Annotated in this window: 11 protein-coding genes; 6 read left to right on the top strand and 5 right to left on the bottom strand. The window is 62.5% G+C overall.

The window, feature by feature from the left end:
- Positions 1-147: 147 nt before the first annotated feature.
- The 5 genes from AC3YOG_RS18265 (at position 148) to AC3YOG_RS18245 (ending at position 7,564) form a co-directional block, all read left to right on the top strand.
- Positions 148-2,241 (top strand): ABC transporter substrate-binding protein, encoded by a 2,094-nt coding sequence (locus AC3YOG_RS18265; protein WP_489936105.1) that lies wholly within the window; start codon positions 148-150, stop codon positions 2,239-2,241.
- A gap of 67 nt (positions 2,242-2,308) precedes the next feature.
- Positions 2,309-3,313 carry an ABC transporter permease gene (locus tag AC3YOG_RS18260; protein WP_489936104.1) on the top strand — a complete coding sequence of 335 codons (1,005 nt, stop codon included), beginning with the start codon at positions 2,309-2,311 and terminating at the stop codon, positions 3,311-3,313.
- On the top strand, positions 3,313-4,503 hold the full coding sequence (locus AC3YOG_RS18255; protein ID WP_489936103.1) for an ABC transporter permease: 1,191 nt from the start codon (positions 3,313-3,315) through the stop codon (positions 4,501-4,503). Before AC3YOG_RS18260 ends, AC3YOG_RS18255 begins: the two co-directional genes overlap by 1 nt.
- 10 nt (positions 4,504-4,513) lie before the next feature.
- Positions 4,514-6,181 (top strand): ABC transporter ATP-binding protein, encoded by a 1,668-nt coding sequence (locus AC3YOG_RS18250; RefSeq protein ID WP_127753311.1) that lies wholly within the window; start codon positions 4,514-4,516, stop codon positions 6,179-6,181.
- 12 nt (positions 6,182-6,193) lie between these two features.
- Positions 6,194-7,564, top strand: coding sequence for an alpha-glucosidase/alpha-galactosidase (locus AC3YOG_RS18245; RefSeq protein WP_489936102.1), 1,371 nt, complete (start codon positions 6,194-6,196; stop codon positions 7,562-7,564).
- A gap of 78 nt (positions 7,565-7,642) precedes the next feature.
- Here the strand turns inward: AC3YOG_RS18245 and AC3YOG_RS18240 are convergent, their stop codons facing one another.
- Positions 7,643-9,097, bottom strand: coding sequence for an alpha-glucosidase/alpha-galactosidase (locus AC3YOG_RS18240; RefSeq protein ID WP_489936101.1), 1,455 nt, complete (start codon positions 9,095-9,097; stop codon positions 7,643-7,645).
- A gap of 104 nt (positions 9,098-9,201) precedes the next feature.
- Between AC3YOG_RS18240 and AC3YOG_RS18235 the strand changes: the two genes are divergently transcribed.
- Entirely contained in the window at positions 9,202-10,074 is an 873-nt protein-coding gene (locus AC3YOG_RS18235; protein WP_489936100.1) for a helix-turn-helix domain-containing protein, read from the top strand.
- On the opposite strand, the gene AC3YOG_RS18230 is transcribed toward AC3YOG_RS18235, so the two are convergent.
- From AC3YOG_RS18230 to AC3YOG_RS18215, 4 genes are all read right to left on the bottom strand, one after another.
- A complete protein-coding gene (locus tag AC3YOG_RS18230) occupies positions 10,071-11,126 on the bottom strand; it encodes an ABC transporter ATP-binding protein (protein ID WP_489936099.1) in 1,056 nt (351 codons plus the stop codon). The two genes, AC3YOG_RS18235 and AC3YOG_RS18230, sit on opposite strands and share 4 nt — an antisense overlap.
- Positions 11,127-11,190: 64 nt before the next feature.
- Entirely contained in the window at positions 11,191-14,385 is a 3,195-nt protein-coding gene (locus AC3YOG_RS18225) for an alpha-mannosidase (protein ID WP_489936098.1), read from the bottom strand.
- On the bottom strand, positions 14,382-15,200 hold the full coding sequence (locus tag AC3YOG_RS18220) for a carbohydrate ABC transporter permease (RefSeq protein WP_489936097.1): 819 nt from the start codon (positions 15,198-15,200) through the stop codon (positions 14,382-14,384). Before AC3YOG_RS18220 ends, AC3YOG_RS18225 begins: the two co-directional genes overlap by 4 nt.
- Positions 15,197-16,087 carry a carbohydrate ABC transporter permease gene (locus tag AC3YOG_RS18215; protein ID WP_489936096.1) on the bottom strand — a complete coding sequence of 297 codons (891 nt, stop codon included), beginning with the start codon at positions 16,085-16,087 and terminating at the stop codon, positions 15,197-15,199. Before AC3YOG_RS18215 ends, AC3YOG_RS18220 begins: the two co-directional genes overlap by 4 nt.
- Between the last annotated feature and the right edge of the window lie 70 nt (positions 16,088-16,157).

The raw sequence follows: 16,157 nt of genomic DNA, 5'->3' as shown, positions 1-16,157 counted from the left end.
TCTTAGAAACCCGGAATAGGTCTCTATCATTCCGGATTGCATGGACGCTGGCAAGGCGTACCATTTCAGCCCGAGGGTAGGATTTAAACCGGAAGGGAGTGTCCGGCTTCGGCAATCAAAGCCGACCTACTGCTCTGGGAGGTTTCGATGAGAACACACGCAAGGGCCCTTGGCGGGGCAGGATTGCTGCTGGGCGTTTCGGTGCTGGCAGCGCAGGCTCAAACTGTTGCACCCACAACGCCGCCCGAGCCACCAAAGTTCGATGCTCAGCAGGTCCCCACCTTTGTCGGCATCAAGGACATTCTCGAATTCCGGGCCTTGCCCGAATACCATGAGCCCGACTTCGTCAAGGACTTCGTAGACGCCGGCAAGCTGCCGCCGGTGGCCGAGCGTCTGCCCAAGGAGCCGCTGGTCTACAAAACCGCCAACATGCCCGATGGTGTAGGGGTCTATGGCGATGTGATCCGCCATGTCGTGGGCGGCCGGCCCGAGGGCTGGAACTACAGCGCCGGCCAGACGCAGGGCTGGGGCGGCATTGATATCGCTCTGTCGGAATGCCTCACCCGGACCGGCCCGCTGTTCCAGGTCCGGGCTGAAGAACTCGAGCCCTTGCCGAACCTCGCGAAAAGCTGGGAATGGTCCGAAGACGGGCATGAGTTGACCATGCACCTTATCGAAGGGGCGAAATGGTCCGACGGCGACCCCTTCGATGCCGAAGACATCATGTTCTACTGGAACGACGTTTTGGCGGACCCCCAGGTTACCCCGCTCAACGGCGCTTCGCCCGAAACCTTTGGCGTCGGCACCACACTGGAGAAAGTGGACGACTACACGGTCAAATGGACCTTCAAGGCCGAGCGCCCCACGCAATATCTCTACTCCATGGCTTACGGCAATTTCTGCCCCGGCCCGAGTCACATTCTGAAGGCCGAACACCCCGCCTACAAGGACGGCGCCACCTATAACGAGTTCGAGAACGCCTTCCCGCCCGAATATCTCAACATGCCCACCATGGGCGGCTGGGTGCCGGTGGAATATCGCGCGGACGACATCATCGTCCTGCGCCGCAACCCTTACTACTGGAAGGTCGACGAGAACGGCAATCAGCTGCCCTATCTCGATGAGATGCAGTATCGCCTGTCCACCTGGGCCGATCGCGACGTTCAGGCCGTGGCCGGTTCGGGCGACCTTTCCAATCTCGAGCAGCCCGAAAGCTTTGTGGAAGCGCTGCGCCGCTCCGCCGAGGAAACCGCGCCCGCCCGCCTAGCTTTCGGTGCCCGCACCATCTCCTATTCGATTTATCCCAACCTCTCGGGCAATGGCTGGGGCGAACCAGATGCCCGCAGCCAGGCCGTGCGCGAGCTCAATCGCAATCTCGACTTCCGCAAGGCCGTCACCTATGCGCTGGATCGCTCGGCGTTGGGCGAAGCGCTGGTCAAGGGCCCCTTCACTTCGCCTTACCCAGGCGGCCTGATGGCGCCGACCAGCTATTACGATAAGGATTCGACCGTCTACTACCCGTACTCGCTGGAGGACGCCAAGGCACTGCTGGAAAAGGTCGGCCTTGTCGATTCCGACGGCAATGGATTCGTCAATTTTCCCGCCGATGTGCAGGGAGGAGCTGATGTCGAGATCACGCTCCTGTCCACAGTCGATTACCAGACCGACAAGAGCCTGTCCGAAGGCGTCATTGCCCAGATGGAACGGCTGGGGCTGCGGGTCATCTCGATGGCCCAGGCCGGCAATCAGCGCGACGCCAATGAGCCGGCGGGCAAGTTCGACTGGACCCTGCGCCGCAACGAGTCCGAGCTGATCACCGTGGTGCAGAACACCCAGGATCTGGCGCCGACGGGCCCCCAGATCAGCACCGGTCACCGCGCCGGGCCTGACGGAACGCTCGACCTCCTGCCGTTCGAGCAGGAGATGGTCGACACCATCAACGCCTTTGTCGAGACGGCAGATCCGGCCGAGCGCATCGAGCTGATGAAGACCTATCAGCGCCTTTACACCGAGAACGTGTTTGGCATCGGCCTGACCCAATATCCAGGTGCGCTGATCATCAACAAGCGCTTTGCCAATGTGCCGGCGGGCACCCCCATCCTCCAGTTCAACTGGGCCGAGGACGGGCTGATCCGCGAGCGTCTCTATGTGCCGGCCGACCGGCAGTCGGACGCCCAGTTGCATCCCGACACGCTCCCGGGTGCACCTGGCCAGGGCAACGGCCCCATCACCAGCAACTAAGCTGGTCGCATAGGCGAGGGGCCCGGGCCCCTCGCCATCCCCGGACTAAAGAATAAAGGCGGCCCAGATGATCCGTTTCCTCTTGTCGCGCATCCTGTCGGCCATCCCGATCCTGCTCCTCTTGAGCATCGTGACTTTCGCCATCATCCAGGCCCCGCCCGGCGACTATGGTGATTATATCCGCTCCATGGCCATGAATCAGGGTGGGGCATCCTTTGAGGCCGCCAATGCCCAGGCCGAAGCCTATCGGGCCGCCAATGGCCTGAACGACCCCCTCCACATCCAGTATTTCCGCTGGCTCTACGGCATCCTGACCCGTTTCGATTTCGGCCATTCGCTCTACTTCAACAAGCCCGTGGGCGCGGTTGTTGCCGAGCGCCTGCCCGCCACCATCCTCCTCGCCCTGACCTGCCACGTCCTCGCATCGGTCATCGGCATCAGCCTCGGCATCGTGGCCGCCACCCGTCAGTATTCCTGGATCGACACCCTTTTCGGCTTCATCTCGTTTCTCGGCATGACGATCCCGCGTTTCCTGCTGGCGATCATCATTCTCTACATCCTCGTCTTCCGCATGGGCGTGCAGGATGTCGGCAACTTCTTCTCGCCGCGTTATGGCGGTGCACCCTGGAGCTGGGACAAGTTCGTCGACTTGATCAAGCATGTCTGGCCGGTGATCGCGATCGCGACTTTTGGCGGCCTCGCCTACAATATGCGAGTAATGCGGGCCAATCTCTTGGACGTGCTCAACGCCCAATATGTGGAAACCGCACGCGCAAAGGGCCTCAGCCACGGCGCCGTGGTGATGAAGCATGCCGTTCCCAATGCTCTTCATCCCCTCGTTGCCTATCAGGGAGTGGTGCTGCCCTATATGCTGACCGGCGAGATCGAAGTTGCCATAGTCTTCGGGCTCGCGACCGTCGGCCCCGCCATCACCGGCTCGATGGCGGTGGGCGATGTCTGGGTCACCGCCACCTTCATGCTGGTGCTCGCCACCACGCTGATCATTGGCAACATCATCTCCGACATGCTGCTGGCCCTGCTTGATCCGCGCATCCGGCTGGGAGGCGCCTGATGGAACGCGAACTCGTGGCCCAATCCATCCCCCTGCCCGCCCAGCCCGGCACCGCCGCGCCAACCCCCGCCACCGAAGCTGTTGCCGACGCCGGCGCGATCCCCCAGCGTTACGCCGAGAGCGAGAGCTATCGCAGCCTCGTATGGCGGCGCTTCCGCCGTTCGGTCATGGGCATGATCGGGCTGGTCCTCGTCGTGCTGCTGCTGCTGGTGGCGGTATTTGCCGACTTCTTCGCGCCGCTCGATCCAAAGCAGGCCAATATCGGTTTCGCCCCGCCCGATACGCTCAGCTTCATGCGTGCCGATGGCAGCTTCTCGCTGCTACCGGTCGTTTATCAGCTGAGCGAAGGCGAAGAGCTCGACCCCATCACCTTCCAGCCCATCATCGGGCCCGACTACGACAATCCCATCGAGCTCGGCTTTTTCGTCAAGGGCTATCCCTACCATCTGCTTTGGGTCATCCCCGCCGATATCCACTTCTTTGGCGCCACCGATCCAACGCGGACCGTCCACCTGCTCGGCACCGACAAGTTCGGCCGCGACATCCTCTCGCGCGGCATTGTCGGCTCGCGCATTTCGCTCACCATCGCTCTTGTCGTCACTGCCCTGACGACGGTGATCGGCACGCTGGTCGGCATCACCTCGGGCTATCTTGGCGGGAGGTTTGATAGCTGGACGCAAAAGTTCGTCGAGTTCGTCCTCGCCTTCCCCCAGCTGCCACTCTACCTCGCGCTCACCTCGCTCATCCCCATTACCGCCCCGTCCAATGTGTTCATCGCCTTCGTCATCGGCGTCATGGCCGTGCTGGGTTGGGCGCAACTGAGCCGCGAAGTGCGCTCCAAGACGCTCTCCCTCGCGCGGATTGATTATGTGCGGGCCGCCATCGCGGTCGGCGCCGGCGACGGGCGGATCATCACCCGCCATATCCTGCCCAACGTGCTCAGCCACGTCATCGTCGCCGTGACCCTTTCGGTGCCGACCGTGGTGCTGCTCGAAAGCTTCCTTGGCTTCCTCGGCTTTGCGGTCAAGCCGCCCCTGATCTCCTGGGGCCTCATGCTGCAGGACACCGGCTCATTTTCGGTCATCGGCTCCTATCCATGGATCCTGTCGCCCGTGATCTTCGTGCTGATCACCGTTTTTGCCTTCAACGCGCTGGGCGATGGCCTGCGCGATGCCGTCGACCCCTATTGAGAGCCAAGCCATGACCAACACCACTCAAGGGCCTGTCTCCCTCACCCGCCACGACCATGGCAACCATGAGCGCGAACTGATCCTCGATGCGCGCAATATCGGGGTCGATTTCAAGGTCGAAGGCGGCGTCGTCCATGCGGTCAAGGATGTATCCTTCCAGCTCCACAAGGGCGAAACCATCGCCCTTGTCGGGGAGTCCGGCTCGGGCAAATCGGTCACCGCCCGCACCTTGATGAAGCTCTTGACCAAGCGGGCGACCATCCTGCCCGCAACCCGCATTACCCTGGCGGGCAAGGATGTGGTCGCCATGAGCGAGCACGCCATGCGCAAGCTGCGCGGCAACGACGTCGCCATGATCTTTCAGGAGCCGATGAGCTCGCTCAATCCGGTTTATACGATCGGCCAGCAGCTGTGCGAGGTGCTGCACTTGCACAACTGGATATCCCGGGCCGAGGCGATGCAGCGCGCCGAAAAGCTGCTCGAGGAAGTGCAGATCCCCGAGCCGCGCGCGCGCCTCAACAACTATCCGCACCAGCTTTCTGGCGGACAGCGCCAGCGCGTGATGATCGCCATGGCGCTCGCCAACCGGCCCGAGGTGCTCATCGCCGATGAGCCCACGACCGCCCTTGATGTGACGGTGCAGGCGCAGATCCTTAACCTGCTCAAGGACCTCAAGGACAAGTACGGCATGGCGGTGATCCTGATCACCCATGACCTGACCGTGGTCCGCCAGTTCAGCGACTATGTCTATGTGATGCAGAACGGCCGGGTGCAGGAGCACAACACCACCGAAGCGCTGTTCGCCGATCCGCAGCACCCCTATACCCGGCACCTCCTCGCCTCCGAGCCCAAGGGCACCGCCCTGCCCCTTGCCGAAGGCCGCCAGACGCTGCTCGAGGGCCGCGACGTCAAGGTCAGCTTCACGCTCAAGCGTGGCGGCTTCTTCAAGCCCGATTTCTTCGAGCTCAAGGCCGTCGACAACCTCGACATCCGCCTCGCCCGCCACGAAACCCTGGGCATCGTTGGAGAATCGGGTTCAGGCAAAACCACTTTCGGACAGGCCTTGATCCGGCTCATCAACAACCAGGGCGGCGAGATCTACTTTGACGGCCAGCCCATCCACGACAAGGACCGTACCGCCATGCGGCCGCTGCGCAGCCGCATGCAGATCGTCTTCCAGGACCCGTTCGCCAGCCTCAATCCGCGCATGTCGATCCGGCAGATCATCGAGGAAGGGCTGATCGTCAACAAGATCGGCGCCAATGGCGCCGAGCGGCTCGATCGCGTGCGCCAGGCGCTGCAGGATGCGGGCATGCCCGATGGCATTCTCAACCGCTTCCCCCACGAGTTCTCGGGCGGCCAGCGCCAGCGCATCGCCATCGCCCGCGCCATCGCGCTCGAGCCCGAGTTCATCCTCCTCGACGAGCCGACCTCGGCGCTTGACCTATCGGTGCAGGCCCAGATCATCGACCTCCTCCGCAAACTGCAGGACGAAAAGGGCCTCTCCTATCTCTTCATCAGCCACGACCTCAAAGTCGTGCGGGCCCTCTGCCACCGCGTCCTGGTCATGCAGCATGGCAAGATCATTGAGCAAGGCCCCGTCGCCGAAGTTCTTTCCAATCCTCAAACCGAATACACGGCCCGCCTGTTGCGCGCCGCGTTCGACATTGCCGCCTAGGAGCATTCAGTTATGGCAAATCCCAAGATCACCTTTATCGGCGCGGGCTCATCGGTGTTCATGAAGAACATCGTGGGCGATATTCTCCAGCGCCCCGCCCTTGCCGGCGCCACCATCCGGCTGATGGACATCAATCCCACGCGCCTCACCGAAAGCGAGATCATCGCCAGCAAGCTGATCGCGACCCTTGGCGTGCCCGCAACCGTCGAGACCTATTCCAACCAGCGCCAGGCGCTTGATGGCACTAATTTCGTGGTGGTCTGCTTCCAAATCGGCGGCTACGAACCCTCTACCGTCATCGATTTCGACGTGCCCAAGAAGTACAATCTGCGCCAGACCATCGCCGACACTCTCGGGGTCGGCGGCATCATGCGCGGCCTGCGTACCGTGCCCCATCTCTGGAGCATCTGCGAGGACATGCTGCAGGTCGCGCCCGACGCGGTGATGCTGCAATACGTCAACCCCATGGCCATCAACACCTGGGCCATTGCCGAGAAATACCCGACCATCAAGCAGGTCGGTTTGTGCCATTCCGTACAAGGCACGGCCATGGAATTGGCCCATGATCTCGACATTCCTTACGAGGAAATTCGCTACCGCTCGGCCGGCATCAACCATATGGCCTTCTTCCTCAACTTCGAGCACCGCCTGCCAGACGGCTCATACCAGGACCTTTATCCCGCGCTGCTCAAAGCCTATGCCGAAGGCCGTGCCCCCAAGCCCAGCAGCTGGAACCCGCGCCAGAACAACAAGGTGCGCTACGAGATGCTGACCCGTCTCGGCTATTTCGTCACCGAGAGCAGCGAGCACTTTGCCGAATACACCCCCTATTTCATCAAAGAGGGTCGCGAGGACCTGATCGAGAAGTTCGGCGTGCCGCTCGATGAATATCCCAAGCGCTGCATCGAGCAGATCGCGCGCTGGAAGAAGACGTCCGAGGATTACAAGAAGGCCGACCGGATTGAGGTCAAGCCGTCCAAGGAATATGCCTCGTCCATCGTTAACTCGGTCTGGACTGGCGAGCCTTCGGTGATCTACGGCAATCTACGCAACAATGGCGTCATCACCAACCTGCCCAACAATGCCGCAGTGGAAGTGCCCTGCCTCGTTGACGACAACGGCCTGCAGCCCACCTATATCGGCGATCTGCCCCCGCAACTCACGGCCCTCATCCGCACCAACATCAATGTGCAGGAGCTCACCGTCGCAGCGCTGATGACCGAAAACCGCGAGCACATCTACCATGCGGCGATGATGGACCCCCACACCGCGGCCGAGCTCGACCTCGACCAGATCTGGAACCTCGTCGATGATCTGACCGAAGCTCATGGTGACATGCTGCCCCAATGGGCCCGCGGCACCCGCAAGCAGCGCGTAGCCTAAAGCCGCGCGCCGTCCCAGCTCCCAAGCAAAAACGGGGCGCCCCAGGCGCCCCGTTTTCTTGTCTTCGGCTATTTCTGCCTAGTGGTGTCCACCCACCACTTCACGCAGCTCTTCCACCGATCGCACCTGCTTGCGCGCCGCGCCATTCCAGTCTCGCGTCTTGACCGTGGACTTCGCCGCCCGCTCGGCCGCCGCCGGCACCGCATCGGCATATTGCGGCAGCCACTGCGCCTGGGCCACAACCATCTCGTCGACCATGGCCCAGACTTCGTCGGGCGTGCAGATTGCGCCCACCAGCGGGTCGTGCAGCACCGCCAGCTTGAGCGTATCGATATTCCCGGTCATCGCCGCTTCCACCGACAAGCGCTGCACCGAAATCGACACTGAACAGGTCGCCGCGCAGGCCGTTGGCAGCGTGATGCCCTCGATCATGTTGATGCCGAACCGGTCGACATAGCCGGGGCTCTCGATGATCGCGTCGGCCGGCAGATTGGTGATGATGCCGTTGTTGCGCCGGTTGAAATGCCCGCGATAAGCGCGGCCGGTTTCCTTGGCCTCGATGATATAGCTGGCATGTTCGCTGGTGCGCTTGTGCTCGGACAACGGCTTGTTGGCCTGCTCCTTGAACATGGGGAAGTCTGTTTCGAACCAGTTCCGGCGCTCGGTGGAATAGCGCAGATAGCCGCCGGTTTCCCCATGGATCCAGTCGCTCATGTCGATCCAGCGGCCGATCTCCTCGGGGCGCTTGCGATACCAGGGCAGGTACTCGCTCAGATGCCCGTTGCTTTCGGTGGAATACACCCCGAAGCGCTTGAGCACGTCGATGCGCACCTTTTCCTGCTTTGAATACACCGGATGCGCCTCGAACCCGGCGATCAGTTCGTCCGCCTCGATCTTGCGGCCCTTGGCGCGGATATCGATATACCAGGTCTGGTGATTGATACCCGAGCAGACATAGTCGAGTTCGTCGTCACGCACCCCCAGCACCTTGGCGATCTGGTGCGCCCCATGTTGCACGCCGTGGCAGAGCCCCACCACATCGACGCCGCCATAAAGATCGGCCGCCCAGGTGTTCATCGCCATGGGGTTGGCATAGTTGAGGAACAGCGCGCCGGGCTCGGCCACTTCCCGGATGTCCTTGCAGAAGTCGAGGATCACCGGAATGTTGCGCTGCCCGTAAAGAATGCCGCCCGCGCAAATCGTGTCGCCGACGCATTGGTCCACCCCGTATTTGAGCGGAATGGAGATATCGGTCGAAAAGGCCTCGAGCCCACCCACGCGCACGCAGCTCATCACATAGCGGGCACCGCTGATCGCTTCGCGACGATCCGTCGTGGCCGTAACCTTGGCCGGCAGCCGGTTGACCGCAACGATCGTCTCGATCACCTGCCTGACCATGTCGAGATTGTGCGGGTTGATGTCAGTGAGCGCGAACTCGCAATCCACGAATTCCGGCACCTTGAGCAGGTCCGAGATCAGGGTTTTGGTGAAGCCGATCGAGCCGGCCCCGATAACGGTGACTTTAAACGACAAACTGGTTCTCCCCAGGCCTGTTGGCGGCAATTGCCTTGGTCCTAGTGCTAGCCTCCGCCACCGCGTCGATGCTAGAGAAAGGTTGTGCCGAACAGGGTAATTTTGTGCTCACCGACCTCGTCGCTCATGGCTTTGACATCCGCCTGCTGCGCTTGCCCAAAAGTGCCGTGCCTCTGCACTGCATGGCCGTGAGCGCGGGATATGAGCAGCGGCGCAACGAGGTGTATTCCTGGGACGGTTTACAGCGTGGCACCGCGCCGTTCCTCGTCATTCAGCACACGCTTGTTGGCGAAGGCCGGCTCGATTTTGCCGGCGTGCAGCACCGGCTGGTGCCGGGGCAAACCATGGTTCTGTCCATGCCCCATGCCCACCGCTATTGGCTCGAGCGCGGCGGCCACTGGGAGTATTTCTGGATGGTGCTCAACGGGCGCGAGGCGCTGCGTCTCGTGCGGCAGGTGATCGATGCCCGCGGCCCCGTCGTCACCCTCCCTGACATCATCATCGATCGCCTGGCCGGCGCCTGCCTCACCTTGATGGCCCAGCCCGAGCTCACCCCCGGCGAAGCCTCGAGCGCCGCCTATGCGGGCCTTGCCGCTCTCCATGACGGCGTGTTTGGCGCCAGCACGGAACCGGAGGAAACCCTGCTGCCGGCCCTGGCGCGGGTCGTCGCCCATGTGGAAACCCATCTCGCCGACCCGCTCAATGTCGAGCGCCTCGCGGCCGTCGCCGAAATGAGCCGCAGCCATTTCGTGCGCCAGTTCAGTGCCGTTGTGGGGATCGCTCCGGCCGATTTCGTGCTGCAGCGGCGCCTTGAGCGCATCGAGCGGCTGCTGCTTGCCACCGATATAAGCGTCGTCAGCATTGCCCGGGCGCATGGCTTTGCCGATGCCAATTACCTGGCCAAGGTGTTCCGCAAGAAGCGCGGCGTGTCGCCCCTGCAATATCGCGCCGACGGCCGGGCCGCGGCCGGAACCTAGCTCCGCAGCGCCCGCCCCCCTTCGTCGAACACATGCAACGAGCCCGGTGGCACGGCCATGTGGATGGGCTGGTTGGGCGCAAGCTCGGGCGCGCCCTCGAGCTTGATGGTGATGAGGTCGCCACTGGGCAGCTCGACATAGGCCAGCGCATATTCGCCGAACTGCTCGATCAGCGACAGGGTGCCACTGAGGTCCGCGTCTCCGGCACTCGCCAGCGCCAGATGCTCGGGCCGGATGCCGATGGTGCGGATATTGGCTTGGCCTTCGAGCCGCTGCCGCAGCCGCGGCGAGCTGGCCAGCAAAGCATTGGCGCCGTCCTTGAGGTCAATGAAGTTCATGCGCTGGTTAGCGATAAAGCCCGCCACGAAGGTGTTGACCGGATTGCGATAGAGCTCGAGCGGGGTGCCCACCTGCTCGATCCGCCCGGCATTGAGCACGACAATCCGATCCGCCAGCGTCATCGCCTCGACCTGATCGTGGGTGACATAGATCATCGTTGCGTCGAGCGCCCCATGGAGCTTGGCGATCTCGATGCGGGTCTGGGCCCGCAAGGAGGCATCGAGATTGGAAAGCGGTTCGTCAAAGAGGAACACCTGCGGCGCTCGCACGATCGCCCGGCCGATCGCCACGCGCTGGCGTTGCCCGCCCGACAGGGCCTTGGGCATGCGGTCGAGATAGGTCTCGATCTGGAGAATGCGCGCGGCCTCACGTACGCGCCCATCCATTTCCTCCTTGGGCGTCTTGGCCAGCCGCAGCCCGAAAGCCATGTTGTCGTAGACATTCATGTGCGGATACAGCGCATAGCTCTGAAACACCATGGCGATCCCCCGCTGGGGCGAGGGAATGTCATTGACTACCCTGCCCCCGATCGAGATCTCCCCGCCCGAGATCGGCTCGAGCCCCGCGATCATGCGCAACAGCGTGGACTTGCCGCAGCCCGAGGGCCCGACAAACACCACGAACTCTCCCGAGCCGATCTCGAGGTCAACGCCATGGATGACCTCGAGAGCGCCATAGGACTTGCGGATGCCACGCAGGGAAACTTCGGCCATTTTCCTCTCCAGTGTCTGGGTCGCTGCCCCTCCTCAAGAAAGAAGGGGCAGCACGGCTTGGGTCTCAGGTCTCGATCAGAAGGGTTGCGATCTCGAAGGGACGCAGGGAGAGGCTGACGCTGCTGCCACTCACTTGGAGCGGGGTGGCATCGCCTTCCTCCATCAGATTGACCAGGCGTACCGATTTAACCGCCACGCCAAAGGTGATCCTGGCCTCGGCGCGCATATTGGCGTGCTCAAACACCCGCAGCACGATGGCGTCGGATTTTTCGGCCTTCTTGACCGTCTCGAGCGTGACATTGGCTTGGTCGACACTGGCAAAGCTGAAGCTTGCCAGCGCCCCTGCCGCCGCTGCCGCCGGCGTGAGATCGCCGACCACCGCCACCGGATTGTTGAAGCGCTCGGCCGCCCGATGCACTTGCGCCAGGTCGGCAACGCCATCATGGATCATCAGTGCGTAGCGCAGGCGGTGCTCGCCCAGATCAGCCATGGGATCGGGGAAGGTCGAGCCGCGCACCAGCGTCAGTCGGACCGATTGCTCAAGGCAGTCATAGGCATATTTGCAGTCGTTAAGCAGCGCGACGCCCCAGTCGGCTTCGCTTAGGTCCACCCAGCGATGCATGGAGGCCTCGAAGCGCGCCTTGTCCCAAGAGGTGTTGCGGTGGGTCGGCCGTTTGACATGGCCGAACTGGATTTCCGAGCGGATCTCCGAGGTGTTGAGATCGAACGGGAATTGCGCCTTGAGCACCGTCTGGCGTTCCTGCCAGTCGATAAAGGTATCGAACTCGATCTGGCGCGCCCCGGCCGCAAGCGAGATCACCTGCACCACCGTGGAAACCTGGTATTGCCGCTCTACGCGGATGGCGGCGCGGTGCGGGCCGGTTTCCACCACGCTGATCGTGCAGGGGCCGTCCGCCAGCGGCCAGAACTGTTCCTCGAAATAGCGGTCGATATCCCAGGCGTCCCATTCCATCGGCTTGTCTTCATAGGCAATGAGCCGATTGGCCGTTTGCCCCGGTAGGAGCGCCTCGCGGTTGCGCGTCTTGTCGAAGACCGAGGTGATTTCCCCTCGTTTGTCGAAGCTTACGCGCAGCACTTCGTTTTCGAGATGCGTTTCGGAAACCGAGACGGCCGAGCTGGGGTCCGCCGCCCCGCCTCCAACCAGTTGCGCATCCGTCCAGCCCAGTGACGGCAGCGCTGCCACGGGAGCGACCGCTTCGCTGCTGCCATCGGCGCGGCTGATGGCCTGCACCGGGTGCGCGCCGCCCGCTGTGGCCAGCGCTAGTCCCGCGAGCCCCCCGCCCGAGCCAAGATTGACAAGCCCGGAGCGGGTTTGCCCGGTGAAGTTGAACAACCGCAGCTGCCGGGCACCGCCGAGCGCGTTGGCCGCGGCGTGCCAAGGGCCGTTGCGGGAGCCAAGGGTGGAAAAAATCTGCCCATATTCATTGTCGCTGTCGACATAGACCTCGGGAATGGACGTCCCGGGCAGGATGTCGTGGAACTGGTTGATCAGCACCAGTTCCCACAACTCGGCGAGCGTTTCCGCCGGATAGGCAGCCCCGGTGCGCAGCATCGCCATGGCACCGAGGAATTCCAACTCGCGCAGCATGCGCTCGGCGCGGCGGTTGTTCGCCTTGTTCTTGGCAACCGAAGTCAGCGTGCCGCGATGATATTGCAGGTAAAGCTCGCCGTTCCAGGTGGGAAAGCGTGAGCCAACCGCGTCCATGCGCTGCCCCAGTCGCTCGAGAAACGGCACGATGCCTTCGAGCTTGACCCTAGGTGCGCCGGGAATACCGCGCTGCAGGCGAATACCGCGTTCGATCATCGCCCGGGTGGGGCCGCCCCCGCCATCGCCATAGCCATAGGACATCACGACTTCATTGTGGACCGCCTTGGGCTCATAGCGCTTCCAGGCGCCCATGGTCTCGCTGACCGACAAATCGCCATTATAGGTGGTGTAGATCGCCTCGGACTCAAAGCGCTGCGCCGTGATCAGCTGCGCCTTGGTCACCGTCCCGTCGATCCCGCGCCAGAAAAAGCTATCATAGGGGTGCCGGTCGGTGTCGTTCCAGCTGAGCTTGGAGGTGACGAAATATTTGAGCCCCGACTTGTCCATGATTTGGGGCAGGTTCGCCGAATAGCCGAAGGTGTCGGGCAGCCAGACGGTCTTCGGGTCGACTCCGAAATGGTCGAGGTGAAAACGGCGCCCGCGCATGATCTGGCGCACCAGGCTTTCGCCCGAAACGATGTTGACGTCGGGCTCCACCCACATGGCGCCTTCGATTTCGAACTGCCCCGATTTCACCTTGGCGAGCATGCGCTCCCACAGTTCGGGATAGTCGCGCTTGAGGAAGTCGAAGAGCACCGACTGGTTATACATGAAGACGAATTCAGGATATTCCTCCATCAGGTTGAGAACCGTCGCGAAGGACCGCCCCGTCTTGTCGCGGGTGTGCATCACCCGCCACAGCCAGCCCACATCGAGATGGGTCGAGCCCACCGCCGTGATCTGCGGCTGCACTTCGGTGTCGACGATCTGGTAGATTTCAGCGGCGATCTTTTCCGCATCGCCGAGCGAAGCCGCAAAAGCTTCAGTATGCGCGCCGCGCCGGTCCAGCGCCCGCAAGGCACGGTCCACGGTCGACAGAATGGCATGGCGGCGCGGATCGGCCTGCGGCAACCGAATGGCGACGTCCAGCGGGGTTTGCAGATCGTAATAGAGCTTTTCGGCGCGCTCGTTGCGCACGAAGAACTCCACGCCAAAGCCTACCAGCGGCCGATCGAAAAAGGTGAAGGCGTTGACCAGCAGGGTATGGGAGTTCCCCGGCCTGGCATTGCGCTCGATCACCAGTTCCGTGTGGTTGCCGTCGAGCGCCTGGGCAATCCTGCCATCCAGATAGGCCAGGCATTGCGGGTCGGTTGAGCCCGGCCGGCTCTGCCATTGCGAGGTAAAGGCAAGCACCAGCGTTTGGCCAGCCGCCGCCTCGGGCACGACCACCTCGGCAGCAAACCAGGTGTGACCCTGCTTTTTCGCCCAGACCGAGCGCGGGCCGAACGGCTCCCAGGCGCGCCAGTCCGCAGCGAGCGCCTGCTCAACGGCCATGTCGGCATGCTGCACATGCCATTGAAACGGCGCGTCGGGGATCGGGGTCAGGATCTTGTGCTGCAGGTCGGCGCACAGCCGCAGCAGCTTTCCCTCCATCTTGAGATCATCGTCGCCCAGGCCGAGCTTTGATGCGAGGGGATTGGAATAGGTCATCCTTTAACTCCGACACCGGCGAACCCTGTGTTCATGTTCCGCCGCAACAGGAAATACACGCCGACCGCCGGCGCCGCGTAGATGATGGAAAAGGCCGTGAGGAACCCGTAATTGATTGCCCCCTGCTGGCCGAACGCCGCATACAGCCCGACCGACATGGGGAAGGCGTCCTGCACGCGGGCAAAGATCAGGGGCAGCAAGAACTCGTTCCAGGCGCCCGTGAAGCTATAGAACCACACCACCGCGATCCCGGCCCTCGACATGGGCAGGACGACCTTGCTGACGATCTGCAACAGCGAGGCGCCTTCGACATAGGCGGCCTCCTCGAGCTCGATGGGTACGGTGTCAAAGAAGTTCTTGAGCAGCAGCAGCGTGAACGGCAGGTTGAGGATGGTAAGCGCGATGATTACCCCGAACTGGTTGAGCAGCCCGCTCCGCTGCGCCGCAAAATAGAGCGGCACCAGCACGCCAGCCGAAGGCAGCATACGCAGCAGCACCAAGGTCCACAAAAAGGCATTCCGTCCCGGAATGCGCAGCCGCGACAACGGATAGGCCGCGGCAATGCCCACCAGCACGCTCAGCGTAGCCGTCCCGGCGGCGATCAGCATCGAGTTCAGGAACTGCTTGCCCGCATTGCCGCTGACCGCCTGGGCAAAGTTCTCGAGTCCCACGGAGCGTGGTATTTCAAGCTGGCCTGTCGACAGTGGGTTGAAAGCGTTGAGTACGAGCCAGGAAAATGGGCTCACCCAGATCACGGCCACAAAGGCCAGGGCAATTGCGGTCAGCCGCGATTGAGCGGGGTTGCCCTCCATCATTTGGGCTCCCGCAACAGGCGAAGATAGAACAGCGACAGCACGCCCACGATCACCAGCATCGCCACCGAAATGGCGCTGCCAAAGCCCAGATTGCCGCGCGAAAAACTCTGATTGTAAAGGAAGATCGCCAGCGTCTGGGTTTGCGTGCCCGGCCCGCCCCCGGTCATGGCAAAGATCAGCGGGAAGTAGGTGAAGGTCCAGATGGTGATGAACAGCATATTGGTCGCGATATGAGGCCGGATGATCGGCAACATCACCAGCCAGATGCGCTGGAACGGCGTCGCTCCATCGACCTTGGCCGCCTCCACCACTTCGCGCGACACCGAATCCAGCGCCGCCGAAAACAGCAGGTAGGACCACGCCGTGCCCTTCCAGATATTGGCGATGATCACCACGGGCAGCGCATACTGATTGATGAAGTTGACCGGTGGGAAGCCAAGCGGCACGATGATGAGCTGGTTGATGAGCCCGGTCTGCGAAGTCGTGGCCGACCACAGGAATGCCGCGACGATATCGGGCAAAAGCCAGCCCAGCATGATGCAGGCTTCCACCACGCTGCGCAGCGTCGAGCGTGAGCCGCGTAAGCTGGCCGCCAGCAGAAAGCCGAGGACGGATTGGCCAACAATGGCCGAAAAAAACACGAAGATCACCGTGGTCCAGAGCGACTCCAGAAACCCCCGGCGGGTGAACAGGCGTTCATAATTTTCCCAGCCCACCCAGCTCCATTCCACTGCCTTGCGGCCCACCAATGCCAAGTCGGTGAAGCTGAAGGCAAAGGCCCAGGCGGTGAAATACAGCAGCGCCCCGATCAGGACGGCAGCGGGCAACAGTCCCATGGCCAGGACAAGGAGATTGCTGGTGAGCCAGGGATTGGCCTGGTTTTTCATGGATGGGTTCTCACTCGCTGGCGGAGTGTTCCAATGGCCGCGGCAAGCCTTCCCGGCCGGCGGCACCCGG

This window comes from Devosia sp. Z6_126, assembly GCF_058133495.1.
Note: the sequence above shows the minus strand (reverse complement) of the source record. Positions and strands in the feature narration are given on the sequence as shown.

Coding starts and splice junctions, on each gene's coding strand:
- AC3YOG_RS18265 (WP_489936105.1), top strand. CDS start 148: ATGAGAACACACGCAAGGGCCCTTGGCGGGGCAGGATTGCTGCTGGGC.
- AC3YOG_RS18260 (WP_489936104.1), top strand. CDS start 2,309: ATGATCCGTTTCCTCTTGTCGCGCATCCTGTCGGCCATCCCGATCCTG.
- AC3YOG_RS18255 (WP_489936103.1), top strand. CDS start 3,313: ATGGAACGCGAACTCGTGGCCCAATCCATCCCCCTGCCCGCCCAGCCC.
- AC3YOG_RS18250 (WP_127753311.1), top strand. CDS start 4,514: ATGACCAACACCACTCAAGGGCCTGTCTCCCTCACCCGCCACGACCAT.
- AC3YOG_RS18245 (WP_489936102.1), top strand. CDS start 6,194: ATGGCAAATCCCAAGATCACCTTTATCGGCGCGGGCTCATCGGTGTTC.
- AC3YOG_RS18230 (WP_489936099.1), bottom strand. CDS start 11,126: ATGGCCGAAGTTTCCCTGCGTGGCATCCGCAAGTCCTATGGCGCTCTC.
- AC3YOG_RS18225 (WP_489936098.1), bottom strand. CDS start 14,385: ATGACCTATTCCAATCCCCTCGCATCAAAGCTCGGCCTGGGCGACGAT.
- AC3YOG_RS18220 (WP_489936097.1), bottom strand. CDS start 15,200: ATGATGGAGGGCAACCCCGCTCAATCGCGGCTGACCGCAATTGCCCTG.
- AC3YOG_RS18215 (WP_489936096.1), bottom strand. CDS start 16,087: ATGAAAAACCAGGCCAATCCCTGGCTCACCAGCAATCTCCTTGTCCTG.